Source organism: Clostridium estertheticum (assembly GCF_018861295.1).
GTDB lineage: Bacteria > Bacillota > Clostridia > Clostridiales > Clostridiaceae > Clostridium_AD > Clostridium_AD estertheticum_D.
Map to the genome: position 1 here is coordinate 29,651 of NZ_JAHLDM010000010.1, position 18,705 is coordinate 48,355.

Annotated in this window: 34 protein-coding genes and 1 pseudogene; all 35 read left to right on the plus strand. The window is 33.7% G+C overall.

Annotated features, from left to right (window positions below; translation table 11 throughout):
- Positions 1-6: 6 nt before the first annotated feature.
- The 35 genes and pseudogenes from tuf to KPL54_RS11640 all read left to right on the plus strand — a co-directional run bounded on the left by tuf (position 7) and on the right by KPL54_RS11640 (position 18,652).
- Positions 7-1,200 (plus strand): elongation factor Tu, encoded by a 1,194-nt coding sequence (gene tuf / locus KPL54_RS11470; RefSeq protein WP_216106706.1) that lies wholly within the window; start codon positions 7-9, stop codon positions 1,198-1,200.
- Between the two features lie 402 nt (positions 1,201-1,602).
- Positions 1,603-1,914, plus strand: coding sequence for a 30S ribosomal protein S10 (gene rpsJ / locus KPL54_RS11475; protein ID WP_439648466.1), 312 nt, complete (start codon positions 1,603-1,605; stop codon positions 1,912-1,914).
- A 98-nt stretch (positions 1,915-2,012) separates the two neighbouring features.
- A complete protein-coding gene (rplC, locus tag KPL54_RS11480; protein ID WP_071614632.1) occupies positions 2,013-2,642 on the plus strand; it encodes a 50S ribosomal protein L3 in 630 nt (209 codons plus the stop codon).
- A 23-nt stretch (positions 2,643-2,665) separates the two neighbouring features.
- Entirely contained in the window at positions 2,666-3,286 is a 621-nt protein-coding gene (rplD, locus tag KPL54_RS11485) for a 50S ribosomal protein L4 (protein ID WP_071614631.1), read from the plus strand.
- On the plus strand, positions 3,286-3,579 hold the full coding sequence (gene rplW, locus KPL54_RS11490) for a 50S ribosomal protein L23 (protein WP_071614630.1): 294 nt from the start codon (positions 3,286-3,288) through the stop codon (positions 3,577-3,579). The genes rplD and rplW overlap by 1 nt, the downstream gene beginning before the upstream one ends.
- Before the next feature lie 56 nt (positions 3,580-3,635).
- Positions 3,636-4,469, plus strand: a complete 834-nt coding sequence (gene rplB, locus KPL54_RS11495) for a 50S ribosomal protein L2 (protein ID WP_071614629.1) — start codon at positions 3,636-3,638, stop codon at positions 4,467-4,469.
- Between the two features lie 60 nt (positions 4,470-4,529).
- Positions 4,530-4,811: a 30S ribosomal protein S19 gene (rpsS, locus tag KPL54_RS11500; protein ID WP_071614628.1), complete on the plus strand. Its 282-nt coding sequence runs from the start codon at positions 4,530-4,532 to the stop codon at positions 4,809-4,811.
- 22 nt (positions 4,812-4,833) lie between these two features.
- Positions 4,834-5,169, plus strand: a complete 336-nt coding sequence (gene rplV, locus KPL54_RS11505) for a 50S ribosomal protein L22 (RefSeq protein ID WP_216106707.1) — start codon at positions 4,834-4,836, stop codon at positions 5,167-5,169.
- Between the two features lie 16 nt (positions 5,170-5,185).
- Complete coding sequence (gene rpsC, locus KPL54_RS11510) at positions 5,186-5,851, plus strand: 30S ribosomal protein S3 (RefSeq protein ID WP_071614626.1); 666 nt, start codon at positions 5,186-5,188, stop codon at positions 5,849-5,851.
- 17 nt (positions 5,852-5,868) lie between these two features.
- Complete coding sequence (gene rplP / locus KPL54_RS11515) at positions 5,869-6,312, plus strand: 50S ribosomal protein L16 (protein ID WP_071614625.1); 444 nt, start codon at positions 5,869-5,871, stop codon at positions 6,310-6,312.
- Complete coding sequence (gene rpmC / locus KPL54_RS11520) at positions 6,302-6,514, plus strand: 50S ribosomal protein L29 (protein ID WP_071614624.1); 213 nt, start codon at positions 6,302-6,304, stop codon at positions 6,512-6,514. The genes rplP and rpmC overlap by 11 nt, the downstream gene beginning before the upstream one ends.
- A 21-nt stretch (positions 6,515-6,535) precedes the next feature.
- Positions 6,536-6,790 (plus strand): 30S ribosomal protein S17, encoded by a 255-nt coding sequence (rpsQ, locus tag KPL54_RS11525; RefSeq protein WP_071614623.1) that lies wholly within the window; start codon positions 6,536-6,538, stop codon positions 6,788-6,790.
- A 36-nt stretch (positions 6,791-6,826) separates the two neighbouring features.
- The gene (gene rplN / locus KPL54_RS11530; protein WP_071614622.1) at positions 6,827-7,195 is read left to right on the plus strand and encodes a 50S ribosomal protein L14; all 369 of its coding nucleotides are present in this window, start codon (positions 6,827-6,829) and stop codon (positions 7,193-7,195) included.
- A gap of 17 nt (positions 7,196-7,212) precedes the next feature.
- A complete protein-coding gene (rplX, locus tag KPL54_RS11535) occupies positions 7,213-7,536 on the plus strand; it encodes a 50S ribosomal protein L24 (RefSeq protein WP_071614621.1) in 324 nt (107 codons plus the stop codon).
- Positions 7,537-7,558: 22 nt separating this feature from the next.
- A complete protein-coding gene (gene rplE / locus KPL54_RS11540; protein WP_071614620.1) occupies positions 7,559-8,101 on the plus strand; it encodes a 50S ribosomal protein L5 in 543 nt (180 codons plus the stop codon).
- A 15-nt stretch (positions 8,102-8,116) separates the two neighbouring features.
- Positions 8,117-8,302, plus strand: a complete 186-nt coding sequence (locus KPL54_RS11545; RefSeq protein ID WP_071614619.1) for a type Z 30S ribosomal protein S14 — start codon at positions 8,117-8,119, stop codon at positions 8,300-8,302.
- Between the two features lie 32 nt (positions 8,303-8,334).
- On the plus strand, positions 8,335-8,733 hold the full coding sequence (gene rpsH / locus KPL54_RS11550; RefSeq protein WP_071614618.1) for a 30S ribosomal protein S8: 399 nt from the start codon (positions 8,335-8,337) through the stop codon (positions 8,731-8,733).
- A 141-nt stretch (positions 8,734-8,874) separates the two neighbouring features.
- Positions 8,875-9,414 (plus strand): 50S ribosomal protein L6, encoded by a 540-nt coding sequence (rplF, locus tag KPL54_RS11555; protein WP_071614617.1) that lies wholly within the window; start codon positions 8,875-8,877, stop codon positions 9,412-9,414.
- A 19-nt stretch (positions 9,415-9,433) separates the two neighbouring features.
- On the plus strand, positions 9,434-9,796 hold the full coding sequence (gene rplR, locus KPL54_RS11560; RefSeq protein WP_216106708.1) for a 50S ribosomal protein L18: 363 nt from the start codon (positions 9,434-9,436) through the stop codon (positions 9,794-9,796).
- A 17-nt stretch (positions 9,797-9,813) separates the two neighbouring features.
- Positions 9,814-10,311: a 30S ribosomal protein S5 gene (rpsE, locus tag KPL54_RS11565; RefSeq protein ID WP_071614615.1), complete on the plus strand. Its 498-nt coding sequence runs from the start codon at positions 9,814-9,816 to the stop codon at positions 10,309-10,311.
- Positions 10,312-10,323: 12 nt separating this feature from the next.
- Entirely contained in the window at positions 10,324-10,503 is a 180-nt protein-coding gene (gene rpmD / locus KPL54_RS11570; RefSeq protein ID WP_071614614.1) for a 50S ribosomal protein L30, read from the plus strand.
- Between the two features lie 18 nt (positions 10,504-10,521).
- Entirely contained in the window at positions 10,522-10,962 is a 441-nt protein-coding gene (gene rplO / locus KPL54_RS11575) for a 50S ribosomal protein L15 (protein ID WP_071614613.1), read from the plus strand.
- A complete protein-coding gene (gene secY, locus KPL54_RS11580) occupies positions 10,963-12,243 on the plus strand; it encodes a preprotein translocase subunit SecY (RefSeq protein WP_216106709.1) in 1,281 nt (426 codons plus the stop codon).
- 22 nt (positions 12,244-12,265) lie between these two features.
- A complete protein-coding gene (locus KPL54_RS11585) occupies positions 12,266-12,919 on the plus strand; it encodes an adenylate kinase (RefSeq protein WP_216106710.1) in 654 nt (217 codons plus the stop codon).
- Positions 12,920-12,951: 32 nt separating this feature from the next.
- Positions 12,952-13,200: pseudogene (locus tag KPL54_RS11590) on the plus strand (M24 family metallopeptidase); the annotation flags it as partial.
- 32 nt (positions 13,201-13,232) lie between these two features.
- Positions 13,233-13,523 carry a KOW domain-containing RNA-binding protein gene (locus tag KPL54_RS11595; RefSeq protein ID WP_309245384.1) on the plus strand — a complete coding sequence of 97 codons (291 nt, stop codon included), beginning with the start codon at positions 13,233-13,235 and terminating at the stop codon, positions 13,521-13,523.
- Between the two features lie 7 nt (positions 13,524-13,530).
- A complete protein-coding gene (infA, locus tag KPL54_RS11600) occupies positions 13,531-13,749 on the plus strand; it encodes a translation initiation factor IF-1 (protein ID WP_071614608.1) in 219 nt (72 codons plus the stop codon).
- A 15-nt stretch (positions 13,750-13,764) separates the two neighbouring features.
- A complete protein-coding gene (gene rpmJ / locus KPL54_RS11605) occupies positions 13,765-13,878 on the plus strand; it encodes a 50S ribosomal protein L36 (RefSeq protein ID WP_021122033.1) in 114 nt (37 codons plus the stop codon).
- 142 nt (positions 13,879-14,020) lie between these two features.
- Entirely contained in the window at positions 14,021-14,389 is a 369-nt protein-coding gene (gene rpsM, locus KPL54_RS11610) for a 30S ribosomal protein S13 (RefSeq protein WP_076605255.1), read from the plus strand.
- Between the two features lie 15 nt (positions 14,390-14,404).
- A complete protein-coding gene (rpsK, locus tag KPL54_RS11615) occupies positions 14,405-14,797 on the plus strand; it encodes a 30S ribosomal protein S11 (protein ID WP_076605254.1) in 393 nt (130 codons plus the stop codon).
- A gap of 34 nt (positions 14,798-14,831) precedes the next feature.
- Entirely contained in the window at positions 14,832-15,452 is a 621-nt protein-coding gene (rpsD, locus tag KPL54_RS11620) for a 30S ribosomal protein S4 (RefSeq protein ID WP_071614607.1), read from the plus strand.
- Between the two features lie 61 nt (positions 15,453-15,513).
- A complete protein-coding gene (locus tag KPL54_RS11625) occupies positions 15,514-16,461 on the plus strand; it encodes a DNA-directed RNA polymerase subunit alpha (protein ID WP_071614606.1) in 948 nt (315 codons plus the stop codon).
- A gap of 12 nt (positions 16,462-16,473) precedes the next feature.
- On the plus strand, positions 16,474-16,815 hold the full coding sequence (gene rplQ / locus KPL54_RS11630; RefSeq protein WP_071614605.1) for a 50S ribosomal protein L17: 342 nt from the start codon (positions 16,474-16,476) through the stop codon (positions 16,813-16,815).
- A 152-nt stretch (positions 16,816-16,967) separates the two neighbouring features.
- Entirely contained in the window at positions 16,968-17,813 is an 846-nt protein-coding gene (locus KPL54_RS11635; protein WP_216106713.1) for an energy-coupling factor transporter ATPase, read from the plus strand.
- Entirely contained in the window at positions 17,798-18,652 is an 855-nt protein-coding gene (locus tag KPL54_RS11640) for an energy-coupling factor transporter ATPase (protein WP_216106714.1), read from the plus strand. The genes KPL54_RS11635 and KPL54_RS11640 overlap by 16 nt, the downstream gene beginning before the upstream one ends.
- The last annotated feature ends 53 nt before the right edge of the window (positions 18,653-18,705 follow it).

The window sequence follows — 18,705 nt, forward strand, 5'->3', positions numbered from 1 at the left end:
TACAAAATGGCAAAGGCAAAGTTTGAAAGAACCAAACCACATGTAAACATAGGAACAATAGGGCACGTAGATCACGGCAAGACAACATTAACAGCTGCAATAACTGCTGTACTTGCAACTAAAGGATTAGCAGAAGTATCAAGATTTGACCAAATTGATAAAGCACCAGAGGAAAGAGAAAGAGGAATAACAATTAATACATCACATGTTGAATATGAAACAGAAAATAGACATTATGCACATGTTGATTGCCCAGGACATGCAGATTATGTAAAGAACATGATTACAGGAGCAGCACAAATGGATGGAGCAATCCTAGTTGTTAGTGCAGCAGATGGTCCAATGCCTCAAACAAGAGAGCATATATTACTTGCAAGCAGAGTTGGAGTAGGCTATATAGTAGTATTCTTAAACAAAGCAGATATGGTAGATGATCCAGAATTATTAGAACTTGTTGAAATGGAAGTAAGAGAACTATTAAGTGAGTATGACTTCCCAGGTGATGATATTCCAATTGTAACAGGATCAGCATTAAAAGCATTAGAAAATCCAACAGATCCAGAAGCAACAAAATGCATATATGAATTAATGGAAGCTGTAGATACTTACATCCCAACACCTGAAAGAGCAACAGATAAAGCATTCTTAATGCCAGTAGAAGATGTATTCACAATCACAGGTAGAGGAACAGTTGCTACAGGAAGAGTTGAAACTGGGATACTTAAGGTTGGAGAAGAAGTAGAAATAGTTGGACTTAGCGAAGATAAGAGAAAAGTTGTATGTACAGGAGTTGAAATGTTCAGAAAACTTCTAGATCAAGCAATGGCTGGAGACAACATTGGAGCATTATTAAGAGGAGTTCAAAGAGCTGACATTCAAAGAGGTCAAGTACTTGCAAAACCAGGTTCAATACATCCACATGCAAAATTTGTAGGTCAAGTATATGTTCTTAAAAAAGAAGAAGGCGGAAGACATACACCATTCTTTGACGGATATAGACCACAATTTTATTTTAGAACAACAGATGTAACTGGATCAATAAAATTACCAGACGGAATGGAAATGGTAATGCCAGGAGATCACATAGACATGAATGTAGAATTAATAACTCAAGTAGCAATGGATGAGGGATTAAGATTTGCAATCAGAGAAGGTGGAAGAACAGTAGGTTCAGGAGTTGTTACTTCAATAATTAAATAATAATTAATAAGTTGTTTTTTATAATCAATTGATGATTTAATATAATAAAAGCTTTTATTATTAAGGGGAAGAGGACGCTCTTCCCCTTTTAAATACGAAAAAAATCATGTATAATTATGAATATAAATAGCTGATATAAAAATAATTAAATAATAAAAAAAAAAACTTGTCAAAGCAAAAGAAATGTTGTATACTTTAGAGGTTGTATTGTGGTAACAGTGATGAGGTAAGAGGTTGCCGGACTTCCGGGTAATTCTTCACCGAACATGTCCTGATCTTGAATCGGGCGACGGGGTTCCTACAATTGTTTCATGTTTTTATTTCACGAAACACCCGGAACAGTTTACAGAACATCCGCTGTTGTACGTAAGAAGTAGAGCGTGCGATGAAAAGGAGGAAATAATAATGATAAAGCAAAAAATTAGAATTAGATTAAAGGCTTTTGATCATAATATATTAGATCAATCAGCTGAGAAAATTGTTCAAACTGCTAAAAGTACAGGAGCTAAAGTAGCTGGTCCAGTGCCACTACCTACAGAAAAAGATGTAATTACAGTATTAAGGGCTCCACATAAATATAAAGATTCGAGAGAACAATTCGAAATAAGAACTCATAAGAGGCTAATAGATATCATTAGTCCATCACCTAAAACTGTTGATGCTCTAATGAGACTCGACTTACCAGCTGGTGTTGATATCGAAATAAAACTATAAGCGTACATAGAAGTGCGATAAAACGTAAGTAATAGGTTTCTATTACTAACTATTATGATCACCATTGTGGTCCGCTAATAAGTAGGAGGTGTATTTTCATGAAAAAAGGAATAATGGGTAAAAAACTTGGTATGACTCAAATATTTGATGAGAATAGAAAAGTTGTTCCAGTAACTGTTGTTGAAGCAGGTCCATGTGTTGTTGTTCAAATAAAAACTGTTGAAAATGATGGTTATAGTGCAATTAAAGTTGGTTTTGGTGACATAAGAGAAAAGTTAGTTAACAAACCAATGCAGGGACAATTTGCTAAAGCAGGTACTTCTTTAAGAAGATTCGTAAAAGAATTTAGAATGGAAGATACAAGTGCTTATGAAGTAGGTCAAGAGTTTAAGGCTGATATATTTGCAGCTGGAGATAAAATTGACGTATCAGGAATATCTAAAGGTAAGGGATTCCAAGGTTGTATTAAAAGATGGAATCAACACACAGGACCAATGAGTCATGGTTCTAAATTTAAGAGAGCAGTTGGATCAATGGGAGCATCTTCTGATCCATCAAAAACGTTTAAAAATAAACGTATGCCAGGTCATATGGGTAATGTTAGTAGAACAGTATTAAACCTTGTAATAGTTAAAGTAATGCCTGAAAAGAACATTATATTAATTAAAGGTGGTATTCCAGGACCAAACAAAGGTACAGTTGTAATAAGAAATGCTGTTAAAGCGTAACTTTAAAGAAAGGAGGATGCAGAATGCTTACATTAGATTTATTTAATAAACAAGCACAAAAAGTTGGAGACATTCAGTTAAATGAAAGTATATTTGGAGTTGAAATCAATGCAGATGCTATGCATCAAGTTGTTGTAGCACAACTTGCAAATAAAAGACAAGGAACTCAATCAGCTAAAACTAGAGCTGAAGTTCGAGGCGGTGGAATTAAGCCTTGGAGACAAAAAGGAACTGGTAGAGCAAGACAAGGTTCTATTAGAGCGCCACAATGGATACATGGTGGTATAGTATTTGCTCCAAAGCCAAGAGATTACCGTATGTCTGTACCAAAGTCAATGAGAAGAGTTGCTTTCAAATCAGCTTTATCAGCTAAAGTAGCTGAAAATGAAATGATAGTAATTGATAGTTTGGAATTTGACTCACCAAAAACTAAGGCAATGTTAGAGGTTTTAAAAGCTTTTGATGCTAAGAAAACTTTAATAGTTGTTGAAACTTCAGATGAGAATGTTTATAAATCAGGAAGAAATATACCTGGAGTACAAGTTACACCAGTAAATAACTTGAATGTTTATGACATACTTAAATATGAAAAATTCATAGTTACAAAGGATGCTGTATCTAAGATTGAGGAGGTGTATATATAATGAAGCTAACTAGCCATGATATTATAAGAAAACCAGTAATTACTGAAAAAAGTATGGCGGTAATGGCTGATAAAAAATACACCTTTATAGTTGATATCCATGCAAATAAAACTCAGGTTAAAAAAGCAGTAGAAGAAGTATTTGGAGTTGTCGTTGAAAATGTAAGAACTTTAAAAAACATAGGTAAAACTAAAAGAGTTGGAGTTCACATTGGAAAAAGGGCAGACTTTAAAAAAGCTATTGTTACTTTAACAACAGAAAGTAAAACAATTGAGTTTTTTGATGGAATGTAATTATTAAGCTAGTATTGGCAGAAGCCAGATAAGCGAGAAAAAAGGAGGGAATTCACATGGCAATTAAAAAATTTAGACCCACCACACCTTCAAGAAGAAATATGACTATGTCTGATTTTGAAGAAATAACAACAGATAAGCCACTAAAATCACTTCTTGTAAGTACAAAAAGACATGGTGGTAGAAATAACCAAGGTAAGATAACTGTTCGTCACCGAGGTGGTGGAGCAAAACAGAGTTACAGAATAATTGATTTTAAGAGAAATAAAGATGCTATTCCAGCAAAAGTTTCTACAATTGAGTATGATCCAAACAGATCTGCTTACATAGCTCTTGTTGTTTATGCTGATGGTGAAAAAAGATACATAATTGCTCCAGTTGGTTTGAAAGTTGGAGATGTAATTGTATCCGGTGCAGATGCTGATATAAAAATCGGAAATACACTTCCAATAGTTAATATACCATTGGGTTCTACAATTCATAATATAGAATTACAAGTAGGAAAAGGTGCTCAACTTGTAAGATCAGCAGGTTCTTCAGCTCAGCTTATGGCTAAAGAAGGAGAATATGCTCAAGTAAGACTTCCAAGCGGTGAAGTAAGATATATTAGATTAAACTGTAGAGCTACTATAGGAACAGTTTCTAATTTAACTCATGACATTGTTAATATAGGTAAAGCGGGAAGAAAGAGACACCTAGGATTTAGACCTACAGTCAGAGGATCAGTAATGAATCCGAACGACCATCCACATGGTGGTGGAGAAGGTAAGTCACCAGTTGGTCACGCTAGTCCGATGACTCCTTGGGGTAAACCAGCATTAGGATATAAAACTAGAAAAACCAAAAAATACTCTGATAAATTTATTGTCAAAGGTAAAAATAGAAAATAGTTTGAGGAGAATTTATCCTCTTTACTACTATGTTTATTGTGTATGAAGGGAGGCCACAAAGTGAGTAGATCAGTAAAAAAAGGACCTTATGTACAAGAAGTTCTGTTAAAAAGAATAAATGAAATGAACAAAAATGGCGAGAAAAAAGTAATAAAGACTTGGTCAAGAAGTTCTACTATTTTCCCACAAATGATAGGGCATACTATCGCAGTTCATGATGGAAGAAAACATGTGCCAGTTTATGTTTTAGAAGATATGGTAGGACATAAATTAGGAGAATTCGCATTAACTAGAACATTTAAAGGACACATTGACAGAGAAAGAACTAGCAAAGTAAGATAGTGCTGGAAGGAGGAAACAATCAATGGAGGCTAAAGCTATAGCTAAATACGTAAGAACTTCCTCGATGAAAATGGGGATAGTACTTGGGTTAATAAGAGGTAAAAATGTAAATGAAGCTTTTGCTATATTACAATACACTCCAAAAAATGCAGCTGAAGTAGTTAATAAAGTACTTAAATCGGCTGTAGCAAATGCAGAAAACAATTTAAATTTAGATATTAATAGACTATATGTTGCTGAAGCTTATGCATGCCAAGGTCCAACACTTAAGAGGTTTAGACCACGTGCACAAGGAAGAGCGTATAGAATAAGGAAAAGATCTAGTCATGTCACTATTATAGTTACAGAGAGATTATAAGAAGGAGGGTTATAGCGTGGGACAGAAAATACATCCACATGGCTTTAGAGTCGGTGTAATAAAGGATTGGAGTTCTAAATGGTATGCAGATAAAAAGAATTTTTCAGATAATCTTGTTGAAGACTTTAAGATTAGAAAATTCTTAAAAAGTAAACTTTATACAGCTGGAATTTCTAAGATTGAAATTGAAAGAGCAGCTAAAAGAGTTAAAATCAACATACACACTGCTAAACCAGGAATGGTAATTGGTAGAGGTGGATCTGGTATTGAAGTTATAAAACTTGATATGAAAAAATTAGTAGCAGATAAAAATGTTCTAATTAATATAGTAGAAGTTAAACAAGCAGAAAACAATGCTCAATTAATGTCAGAAAATGTTGCTTCTCAATTAGAAAAAAGAATTTCTTTTAGAAGAGCAATGAAACAGACAATTCAACGAGCTATGAGATCTAATGTAAAGGGAGTCAAAATTGCTTGTGCAGGAAGACTTGGCGGAGCTGAAATAGCTAGAACTGAACATTATCATGAAGGTACAATACCATGCCAAACATTAAGAGCTGATATAGACTATGGATTTGCAGAAGCAAATACAGTATATGGTAAAATTGGCGTTAAAGTTTGGGTATATAGAGGTGAAGTTCTTCCTACAAAGAAAACCGTTAAGGAAGAAGTAAAAGCGTAAGGAAGGAGGAATAAGACATGTTAATGCCTAAGAGATCTAAACATCGTAAGGTTCAACGTGGTAGAATGAGAGGAAAAGCTACAAGAGGAAACTTTATTGCATATGGTGATTATGCATTACAAGCTATGGAATGTGGCTGGGTTAAAAGTAATCAAATTGAAGCTGCCAGAGTTGCTATCAATAGAGAAGTTAAAAGAGGCGGTAAGGTTTGGATAAAAATCTTCCCTGATAAGCCAGTAACTGAAAAACCAGCTGAAACTCGTATGGGTTCAGGTAAAGGATCAGTAGAATATTGGGTAGCAGTTGTTAAGCCAGGTAGAGTCTTATTCGAAATCGCAGGAGTAACAGAAGAAGCAGCTAGAGAGGCAATGAGACTTGCTTCACACAAACTTCCAATAAAAACTAAGTTTGTATCTAGAAAAGATTTCGAGGAAATGGGTGGTGAAGTCATTGAAGGCTAATGAATTAAAAGAATTAAGACAAAGTAATCCTCAAGATTTGCTAGTAAAAATGTCTGATCTGAAGGCAGAATTATTTAACCTTAGATTTCAGCTAGCTACAGGGCAACTAGAAAATCCTATGAGAATTAAGCAAGTAAAAAAATCTATAGCCCAAATTAAGACCATCCTTAGGCAAGAAGAAATAAAGGCTTTAGAACAGTAAAACTGAAAGGAGGTTGCTTTTGTGGAAAGAAATAATAGAAAAACAAGAACAGGTAGAGTAGTTTCTGATAAAATGGATAAGACAATAGTTGTTGCAATTGAAACAAAAGTTCGTCATCCATTATACGGAAAAATAATTAATACAACAACAAAATTTAAAGCTCATGATGAAAATAATGAAGCTAAAATTAATGATAAGGTTACAATTATGGAAACTAGACCATTGTCTAAAGATAAAAGATGGAGAATTACTGGTATAGTTGAAAAAGCTAAATAACATTTCAGTTCAACGACTGAAAGGAGGGTATTCGATATGATACAACAGCAAAGTAAATTAAAAGTCGCAGATAATTCTGGTGCAAAAGAAATTATGTGTATTAGAGTATTAGGTGGTTCCAAGAGAAAATGGGGAAACATCAGTGACACAATAGTTGCTAGCGTAAAAAGTGCAACACCAGGTGGAGTTGTTAAAAAAGGTGAAGTTGTTAAAGCAGTTATAGTCAGATCAGTAAAAGGGTTAAGAAGAGCAGACGGAACATACGTTAGATTTGATGATAATGCTGCTGTTATTATAAAAGACGACAAAACCCCAAAGGGAACTCGTATATTCGGACCTGTTGCAAGGGAGTTAAGGGATAAAGACTTCACTAAGATCTTATCACTAGCGCCTGAAGTTCTATAAGATAGGAGGTGTCTAACATGGCAGTTAAAAAAGTACACGTGAAAAAAAATGATTCAGTAATGGTTATTTCAGGTAAAGACAAAGGTAAAATAAGCGAAGTCTTAGCTGTATATCCTAAAACTGGTAAAGTTTTAGTGAAAGATGTTAGTGTAATTACAAAACATCAGAAACCAAGCAAACAAAATATGCAAGGTGGTATAACTCACAGAGAAGCAGCTATTAATAGTTCTAAGGTTATGTTATATTGCACAAAATGCAAAAATGTAACGAGAATAAATAGTAAGATTCTAGAAGATGGAACTAAGGTAAGAGTTTGCAAAAAATGTGCAGAAACATTTTAATTCCTGAAAGGAGGTTTAACATATGAGTTCAAGACTACAAGAAAAATATGAAAAAGAAGTAGTTCAAGCTTTAATGGAGAAATTCGGTTATAAAAATATAATGGAAGTTCCTAAGCTTGAGAAAATAGTATTGAATATGGGAGTTGGAGAAGCTAAAGATAATTCTAAGGTTTTAGATGCAGCGCTTAGTGATATGCAGATTATTGCAGGTCAAAAGCCAATCATAACAAGAGCAAAGAAATCTATAGCTAACTTTAAATTAAGAGAAAATACACCAATAGGGTGTAAAGTTACTTTAAGAAAAGCTCAAATGTTCGAATTTGCCGATAAATTAATGAACGTTGCATTACCTAGAGTTAGAGATTTTAGAGGAGCTTCTTCTAAAGCATTTGATGGTAGAGGGAATTATGCTATAGGAATTAAAGAACAACTTATTTTTCCTGAAATAGAATATGATAAAATTGATAAAATTAGAGGAATGGATATAATATTCGTTACTACAGCAAAGACAGACGAGGAAGCAAGAGAATTATTAAGATTCCTTGGAATGCCATTTGCTCAATAATTAGGAGGGAAACATATGGCACGTAAGGCTTTAATAGAGAAATGGAAAAAAGAACCTAAATATTCAACTAGAGCTTATACAAGATGCAGACTTTGCGGAAGACCACATTCAGTATTACAAAAATTTGGTATATGCCGTATCTGTTTTAGAGAACTTGCACACAAGGGAGAAATTCCTGGTTGCAGAAAAGCAAGTTGGTAATTAGAACATTCTAATGAAAGGAGGCACGAAAAATGGTTATGACTGACCCAATCGCAGATTTGCTAACACGTATAAGAAATGCAAATGTTGTAAGACATGAAATAGTAGAAGTACCTTCATCAACTATAAAGAAGGAAATAGCAAATATATTACTTCAAGAAGGGTACCTTAAAAATATCGAAGAGTACAATGATGGTGTCGTTCCTATGATGAGACTTGCAATGAAATATGGTCAAAACAAGGAAAGAGTTATCACTGGACTTAAGAGAATATCTAAACCAGGCTTAAGAGTATATTCTAAAAATGAAGATATTCCAAAAGTATTGAATGGATTAGGAGTTGCTATAATATCAACTTCTAAAGGATTAGTAGCAGATAGAGAAGCTAGAAAATTAGGCCTAGGCGGAGAAGTTATTTGTTATATTTGGTAGTCTAATAATTCTAAGTCATAACGACTATAATTTGTTATGTACATAGTAATAATAGATAATTAGTTAACAATTAAAAGAGATATATGGGATATAATTATTAATAATGGTTATATGTCTGAAAAGAATACAGGAGGTGTAAGTATGTCAAGAATCGGAAGACTTCCAGTAGTTATACCTAATGGAGTAACTGTTACAGTTTCACCAGTGAATGTTGTTAATGTAAAAGGACCAAAAGGTGAACTAACTCAAAACATGAGTACTAAAATGAATATAGCTATGGAAGACAATACTGTGGTAGTTACAAGACCGAGTGATGTAAAAGAGCATAGAGCTCTTCATGGATTGACAAGATCATTAATCAACAATATGGTTATTGGTGTTGTAGAGGGATATGAGAAAACACTTGAATTAGTTGGCGTTGGTTATAGAGCTCAACTTAAAGATGGTAAAATAACATTAAGCCTTGGATATTCACATCCAGTTATAATTGATGCAGTTCCAGGAATCCAATTTATATTACCAGATGCTAATAAAATAATAGTAAAAGGTATTGATAAACAATTAGTTGGAGCTGTTGCAGCAGAAATAAGAACTTGGAGAAAACCAGAACCTTACAAAGGCAAAGGAATCAGATATTCTGGAGAAATTGTTAGACGTAAGGAAGGTAAAACAGGTAAATAAGTAGGAAGGAGTGAATGATGTGTTCAAGAAAGACGATAGACAAAAGTCAAGAGTTAAGCGTCATCTTAGAGTTCGTAAAAAGATCTCTGGTACAGCAGAAAGACCAAGATTAGCTGTATATAGAAGTGAAAAGAACATATATGCTCAAGTAATAGATGATGTTGCAAAAATCACATTAGTTTCTGCTTCAAGCATAGATAAAGCTTTTGAACCAAAAGTAGGAAGTAATAAAGATGCGGCAAAATTAGTAGGTAAAATGATTGCTGAAAGAGCACTTGAAAAAGGAATAAAAGAAGTAGTATTTGACAGAGGCGGATATGTATATCACGGTAGAGTACAAATCCTAGCTGAAGGAGCAAGAGAAGCTGGACTTAAATTCTAAGAGAAGGAGGGAAACACATGAAAATTGATCCTAGCACATTAGATCTTAAAGAAAAAGTAGTTAACATAAACAGAGTTGCTAAGGTTGTTAAAGGTGGAAGAAACTTCAGATTCAGCGCATTAGTTGTTGTTGGAGACGAAAACGGACACGTTGGCGTTGGTATGGGTAAATCTGTAGAAATTCCTGAAGCAATTAGAAAAGGAATAGAAGATGCTAAGAAAAATCTAGTAAACGTGGCTATGGTTGGAACAACTATTCCACATACTATTGATGGTAAGTTTGGTACTTCTGTTATACACATAATGCCCGGTGCTGAAGGTACAGGAGTTCTAGCTGGCGGTCCAGTTAGAGCGGTTCTAGAATTATCAGGATTAAAGGACGTTAGAGCTAAATCTTTAGGTTCTAGTAATCCTAGAAATGTAGTTAATGCTACTATTGATGGGTTATCAAGATTGAGAACAGCAGAAGACGTTGCTAAATTAAGAGGTAAGACTGTAGAAGAAATTTTAAGATAGGAGGGGAAAACCTTGGCTAAAGTTAAAATAACATTGGTTAAAAGCTTAATTGGTAGAAAGAAAGAACATATCGCTACTGTTAATGCTTTAGGATTAAGAAAAATACGAAAAAGTGTTGAGCACGAGGAAACTCCTCAGATCAAAGGCATGATTAACAAAGTAATATATCTAATAAATGTAGAGCAAGTATAAAAACGAGGAGGTGTTGACATGAAACTTCATGAGTTAAAACCTGCGGAAGGTTCAAAAAAATCTCCAAAGAGAATCGGTAGAGGTACTGCTTCAGGTTGGGGAAAAACTGCGGGAAGAGGTCAAGATGGCCAGAACTCTAGATCTGGTGGTGGAACAAGACCAGGATTCGAAGGAGGCCAAATGCCTTTATATAGGAGATTGCCAAAAAGAGGTTTTACAAATATTTTTGCAAAACAATACTCTTGTATAAATGTAGATAGGCTTAATGTATTCGAAGATGGTACAGAAGTTACACAGGAATTGTTAGTAGAGAAAAGAATCGTAAGAAAGATACATGACGGAGTTAAAATACTTGGTAATGGTAATTTAGAAAAGAATTTAACTGTAAAAGTATCTAAACTCTCGAAAGCAGCAGCTGAAAAAATTACAGCAGCTGGGGGAAAAGTTGAGGTGATATAAATGCTATCAACTATACGTAATGCCTGGAAAATTCCTGATTTAAAAAAACGTATGATATTTACGCTACTTATGGTTGTAATTATACGGGTAGGTATTTTCATTCCTGTTCCCGGTGTAGATGCTAGCAAGTTAGCAAGTTTAACTAGTAATGGAGGAACATTATTTAGTTTTTACAATATGCTTTCGGGTGGTGCATTTGGTAAATTTAGTATTTTCGCGATGGCTGTTGGTCCATACATAAATGCATCTATTATAATGCAATTACTAGTAATCGCAATTCCTTCTTTAGAGCAACTTTCTAAGGAAGGACTTGAAGGACGTAAGAAAATACAAGATTATACTAGATATGCTTCAATAGTACTTGGAGTTTTGCAGGCCTTTGGTTTGTATGCAAGTATTGCAGGGACCGGAGCATTTTCGGATACATCTAGTTTAACCATATTTTTAGTGGTACTAACGATGACTACTGCATCAGTATTTTTGGTGTGGATAGGTGAACAAATAACAGAAAAAGGTATTGGTAATGGTATTTCATTGATAATATTTATTAATATTATATCTGGATTACCTGACCTTGCATATAAAATCGCTGGACTTCAAAAGGCAGGCACTGTAAGTTTTGTTGAGGTTATATTGTTTGTTGTAATTGCTGTGGCATTATTAATTGCAGTAGTAATAGCAAGTTTAAGTGAAAGAAGAATTCCAGTTCAATATGCAGGTAAAGCTGTTGGAAATAAAGTTTTTAAAGGACAATCAACACATATTCCAATTGGAGTAAATGCATCTGGAGTTATCGGTATAATTTTTGCAATGTCAGTAATGATGTTTCCAGCAACAATAGCAGAGTTAAAACCGACATCTTCAATTGCAAAATTCATCACAGGAAGTCGTTGGAGCATATTTGAAGCAAATACTTGGAAATATGCATTGGTATATTTTGTATTAATAGTATTCTTTACATGGTTTTATACTCAGGTAACATTTAAACCAGATGAAATGGCAGAAAATATGCATAAATCATCAGGTTTCATACCAGGTATTAGACCGGGCGAGAATACGGCAACATATATCGATAGTGTACTTACTAAGGTTTCAATCCTTGGAGGAGTTTTTGCAGGTGTTATAGCATTGTTTCCTATTATTACTGAAGGCTTTACTCAATTCAAGGGAATATACTTTGGAGGTACAATGTTATTAATTATGGTTAATGTTGGTATTGAAACATTGAGACAACTTGAATCACAATTGGTAATGCGTCATTACAAAGGATTTCTTAAATAAAATAACACCAGGAGATGATACTATGAGAATAATCTTATTAGGTCCTCCGGGGGCTGGAAAAGGAACTCAAGCTAAATCAATTAGCAATAAGTTCTCAATACCACATATATCAACAGGGGACATATTCAGAAAAAATATTTCAGAAAAAACCCCTCTTGGAATTGAAGCTAAGAGACATATTGATAAGGGGCATTTAGTCCCTGATAAATTGACTATAGATATAATAAAAGATAGGTTAGATAATGAAGATTGCATTAATGGATTTTTATTAGATGGTTATCCTAGAACTGTCAATCAAGGTGAAGCTTTAAAAACTTTATTGGATGAAAAAGATATTCACCTTGATACAGCATTATTAATAAAGGTTCCTAGAGAATTCATTCTAGATAGAATGACTGGTCGTAGAGTTTGCCTTGCTTGTGGTGCTAGTTATCATATTGCATTTAATCCATCGAAAGTAGATGGTAAGTGTGATGTATGTGGAAGTGATCTTGTTCAAAGAGCTGATGACACTGAAGTAACCGTTAATGAACGGATCGACATATATGAAGCTCAAACACAACCATTGATAAAGTATTACGGTGACAAAAACTTATTATCAGAAGTTGACGGGACACAAGAAATTAATAGTGTATTTGGCAGCATCTGTAGTATCTTAGCTGAGATAAAAAAATGATAAACATTAAAAATGATGTTGAAATTTAATTTATGAGAGATGCGGGTAAAGTGGTTGTAGAAGCTCTTGCAATAATTGAAGAGGTAATAAAACCTGAAATAACCACTGCAGAACTAAATAAATTAGCTGAAGAGTTCATAATAAAACAGGGTGCTAAACCATCTTTTAAGGGTTATTGTGGATTTCCAGCGTTCATATGTACATCTGTTAATGATGAAGTGGTTCATGGAATTCCATCTAACCGGGTTTTACTTGAAGGAGACATAATTAGCATAGATTGTATTCCTGAAATATTAACATTGAACTAATTGAGGTGAATGATTTGGACAAAAATAGCCTTATAGGTAAGGTGGTACATTCTAAAGCAGGCAGGGATATTCACAAAACATTTATTGTTGTAGGTATACTAAGTAATGAGTATGTGTATATTTCTGACGGAGAGTTAAGAAGGATCGAGAAACCTAAAAAGAAGAAGGTTAAACATCTAAATTTTACAGGCACTGTAGCTGAAGAAATTAGGGATATAATTTTATCTGAAAAAGAGGTTACTAATTCTAAAATTAAAATATTTTTGCAGTCTGCAGATATTGGTAAGGAGGTTTGATTACCTTATGTCAAAAGATGATATAATAGAAATGCAAGGTGTGGTAGTAGAAACTTTGCCCAATGCGATATTTCAAGTTGAATTGGAGAGTGGGCATAAAATATTAGCTCATATCTCGGGTAAGTTAAGAATGAATTTCATAAGAATATTACCAGGAGACAAGGTTACAGTAGAACTTTCCCCATATGATTTGACACGTGGGAGAATAACTTGGAGAGACAAGTAATAAGGAGGGTTAGCTATGAAAGTAAGACCATCAGTTAAACCTATGTGTGAGAAATGTAAGGTTATTAAGAGAAAAGGAAGAGTAATGGTTATCTGTGAAAATCCTAAGCATAAACAAAAACAAGGTTGATCGGTTTTATTTATAAGAAGTATTAACATAAGTAGTAAATATAAAGTTAATATTAATAATAATAAATCGCTATTACATCGTTTTAGAAGATATAGATGTGATAAAATTATAACAACAATTACGTGGGAGGTGTAAACAGTAAATGGCAAGAATAGCAGGTATTGACCTACCAAGGGAAAAAAGAGTTGAAATAGGTTTAACATATATATTTGGTATAGGCTTAACAAAATCACAAGGTATTATTAAAACTGTTGGGATAAATCCTGATACAAGAGTTAAGGACTTAACAGAAGAAGAAGTTAATGAGTTAAGAACATACATTCAAAAGAATTTTATAATTGAGGGTGACTTAAGAAGAAGAGTTGCATTAGATATAAAAAGGTTAATGGAAGTTGGATGTTATAGAGGCATAAGACATAGAAAAGGTCTTCCAGTAAGAGGACAAAAAACTAAAACTAATGCAAGAACAAGAAAAGGCCCTAAGAAAACAATGGCGGGTAAGAAGAAATAGTAAGGAGGGAATAACATGGCTCAGAAAGTTAAAAGAAGTAGAAGAAAAAAAGAAAGAAAAAATGTTGAGCACGGTTGTGCACACATAAAGTCTACTTTCAATAATTCCATCGTTACACTTACAGATGCAGCTGGTAATGCTTTATCTTGGTCTAGTGCAGGTGGATTAGGATTTAGAGGATCTAGAAAGAGTACTCCATTTGCAGCTCAAATGGCAGCAGAAGCTGCTACAAAAGCAGCTATGGAGCACGGACTAAAGAGTGTTGACGTATTTGTTAAAGGACCAGGAGCAGGTAGAGAAGCGGCAATTAGGTCACTTCAAGCGGCTGGATTAGAAATTACATTAATCAAAGACGTTACTCCAATTCCTCATAATGGATGTAGACCACCAAAGAGAAGAAGAGTTTGATTTATAGTTTATAAAAACAGGAGGTGTAATTTGAATGGCAAGATATACTGGAGCTACTTGTAGACTTTGCAGAAGAGAAGGTATGAAGCTCAACCTTAAGGGTGATAGATGCTTTACAGATAAATGTGCATTTGCCAGAAGAGGCTATGCACCAGGACAACATGGACAAAGCAAGAAAAAAATGTCCAATTACGGATTACAGTTAAGAGAAAAACAAAAAGCTAAGAGAATATACGGAGTACTTGAAAGTCAATTTAGAAGATACTATGAAAAAGCTGACAAGTTAAGAGGAATAACAGGTGAGAACCTATTAAGACTCCTAGAAGTGAGACTTGATAACGTAGTTTATAGATTGGGTTATGGTAATTCAAGACAAGAAGCTAGGCAACTAGTTACTCACGGACATTTCTTAGTTAATGGTAAAAAGGTAGATATTCCTTCTTACAGTTTAACAGCAAATGAAGTAGTGTCTGCATGTGAAAAAAGCAGAGCTACTGAGAAGTTTAAGGTTTTCATTGAAAACCCTAAAACTTTACCAAATTGGTTAGAAGCTAACTTAGAAAAATTTGAAGGAAAAGTTTTAGCACAACCAACTAGGGAAGATATAGATGTTCCTGTTAATGAAACGTTAATCGTCGAATTATACAGTAAATAGTCATCAATATAGAATCAGTTGCCCTCATAATAGGTTGCCAATTAAAAAAGGGAGGGTTTATATGTTGGAAATAGAAAAGCCAAAAATAGAATGTGTAGAAACAGCTGAAGATGGTTCTTATGGTAAATTTATAATTGAACCATTGGAAAGAGGTTATGGTATAACTTTAGGTAATGCATTAAGAAGAATTCTTCTTTCTTCTTTACCTGGAGTTGCTACAACAGCAGTTAAGATTGATACAGTACTTCACGAATTTTCCACAGTTAAAGGTGTTAAAGAAGATGTTACAGAATTAATTCTAAACATCAAAAGCTTAGCACTTACAATGGAGGGTGAAGGTCCTAGAACAGTTTATATTGATGCTAAAGGACCCGGAGTAGTTACTGGAGCAGACATTAGCACTGATGGAGATGTAGTGGTAGTTAATAGTGATTTGCATATAGCAACATTGGATGACGATGCTAAATTATATATGGAACTAACTGTTAATAAAGGTAGAGGATATGTGTCTATGGCTAAAAATAAGACAGATGAATTGCCAATAGCTACTATACCAGTAGATTCAATTTATACTCCAGTTAAAAGAGTAAATTTTGCTGTTGAAAACACAAGAGTAGGCCAAATCACTGATTATGATAAATTGACAATTGAAATTTGGACTAATGGTACAATTAGACCAGATGAGGCTATTGGTTTATCAGCTAAAATTCTTATCGAACACTTTAAATTATTTATGACATTAACAGATCATGCTGATAATGTTGAAATAATGGTTGAAAAAGAAGAAGATAAGAAGGAAAAAGTTCTTGAAATGACTATTGAAGAATTAGACCTTTCAGTTAGAAGCTATAATTGCTTGAAAAGAGCTGGAATTAATACAGTTCAAGAATTAACAGAAAGATCAATGGATGATATGATGAAGGTTAGAAATTTGGGTAAGAAATCACTTGAAGAAGTTGAACAGAAACTTCAAGCTTTGAGTTTGAACTTGAAACTAACTGAAGAGTAAGGAGGGAAATACATGGCAATGTATCGTAAATTAGGCCGTTCCACTGATCAAAGAATTGCAATGTTTAGAAGTCTTGCAACTAATTTGTTGAAGTATGGTAAAATTGAAACTACAGTAACTAGAGCAAAAGAAACTAGAAAATTTGCTGAAAGAATGATAACTCTTGGAAAAAGAGGAGATCTTCATGCTAGAAGACAAGCACTTGCATTCATTACTGAAGAAAGCGTAGTTAAAGATTTATTTGATAATATTGCACCCAAATACGCTGAGAGAAACGGCGGATATACTAGAATTATGAAAATGGGTCCAAGAAGAGGCGACGCAGCAGAAATGAGTATAATTGAATTAGTATAGTTTAAGCAAAGGGGATTAAGTGGGAACAAACTTAATCCCCATTTTATTATTAATATTTAATTGATTTTGAAAAAATTTCTACTGAAGTTGTGATTAACTAATTTAGTAGATTTTTAATTTTATCATATTTATAAACGTTGGGAGTGACACTTATGGGTGAAAAAATGGTTATATGTAATAAACTTGTTTATAAGTACCCGCAAAGTGAAGGTGAAGAACCTAAGGTTGCCATAGATGGACTAAATCTAGAGGTTAATAGGGGCGAATTCTTAGTGGTACTAGGCCATAATGGCTCAGGAAAATCAACTTTTGCTAAACATATAAATGCACTACTAATACCAACAGACGGGGAAATTTATGTGGATGGATTACAAACATCTGTAGAAGCTAATTTATGGAACATTAGAAATGTAGCTGGTATGGTATTTCAAAATCCAGATAATCAAATTGTTGCAACTATAGTAGAAGAAGATGTTGCATTTGGTCCAGAGAACTTAGGATTAGACCCTAAGGAAATTAGAAAAAGAGTGGATGATGCGTTAAAAAGTGTACATATGTATGAATATAGAAAACATGCTCCACATTTACTTTCAGGTGGTCAAAAACAAAGAGTAGCTATTGCAGGTATTCTTGCTATGATGCCCAAATGCATTGTTTTCGATGAACCAACAGCTATGCTTGATCCATATGGAAGAAAAGAAGTTATGAGCACTATAAAAAAAATAAACAAAAATTATGGGATAACAATAATTCTAATAACTCATAATATGGAAGAAGCAGTAGAAGCGGATAGAATAGTAGTTATGGATAGTGGTAAAATTGTAATGAATGGAAAACCAAAAGAAATATTTAAGAATGTAGCTATTATGAAAGAAATAGGTTTAGATGTTCCGCAGGTAACAGAACTTGCGTACGAACTTAGACAGAAGGGGATTAATATAGGATCTGATATACTAACTATAAATGAGATGGTGAATGCATTATGTCAATTAAAATAGAAAATTTAACATATATATACATGCCAAAAACTCCTTTTGAAAAAAAAGCTATAGATGATGTATCTATAGAAATAAAGCAAGGAGAATTTGTGGCACTCATTGGGCATACCGGCTCAGGTAAATCGACACTAATTCAACATATAAATGGTTTGCTAAAACCAACTTCAGGTACGATTTTAGTAGATGATATTGATATAACAAAGAAAAAAATGAAATTAACAAATATAAGAAAAAAAGTTGGGCTAGTATTTCAATATCCTGAATATCAACTTTTTGAAGAAACTATTGAAAAAGACATTTCATTTGGACCTCGAAATTTAGGTTTAGATAATGATGAAATAAATAGAAGAGTTCAAAGAGCTATGAAAATTGTTGGACTTGATTATGAAGAATATAAAGATAAATCACCTTTTGAGATAAGTGGTGGACAAAAGAGAAGAGTAGCTATTGCGGGAGTAGTGGCTATGGAACCAAGGGTATTAATCTTAGATGAACCAACTGCAGGACTTGATCCCAAAGGAAGAGATGACATCTTAAATAAGATTGTTGAGCTTTATAAAGCAAACAATATGACTATAATTTTAGTATCACATAGTATGGAAGATGTAGCTAAAGTTGCAAATAGAGTTTTAGTAATGGATAAAGGAAAGTGTATCTTAGATGGAACACCTGAGAAAGTTTTTAGAGAGATAGATACCTTAGAAAGTGTTGGCCTTGCAGTACCGCAGGTAACATATTTAATCAGGGAACTTCGTAATAAAGGATTTGATTTATCACAAGATATATTCACCATAGAAAAAGCAAAACAAGAGTTGCTTAAGATACTCAAAAAAGATTAGTATGACTCTTTTGCTTGATTAAGACATCATATTTAAAACAGTAATATGTGCTT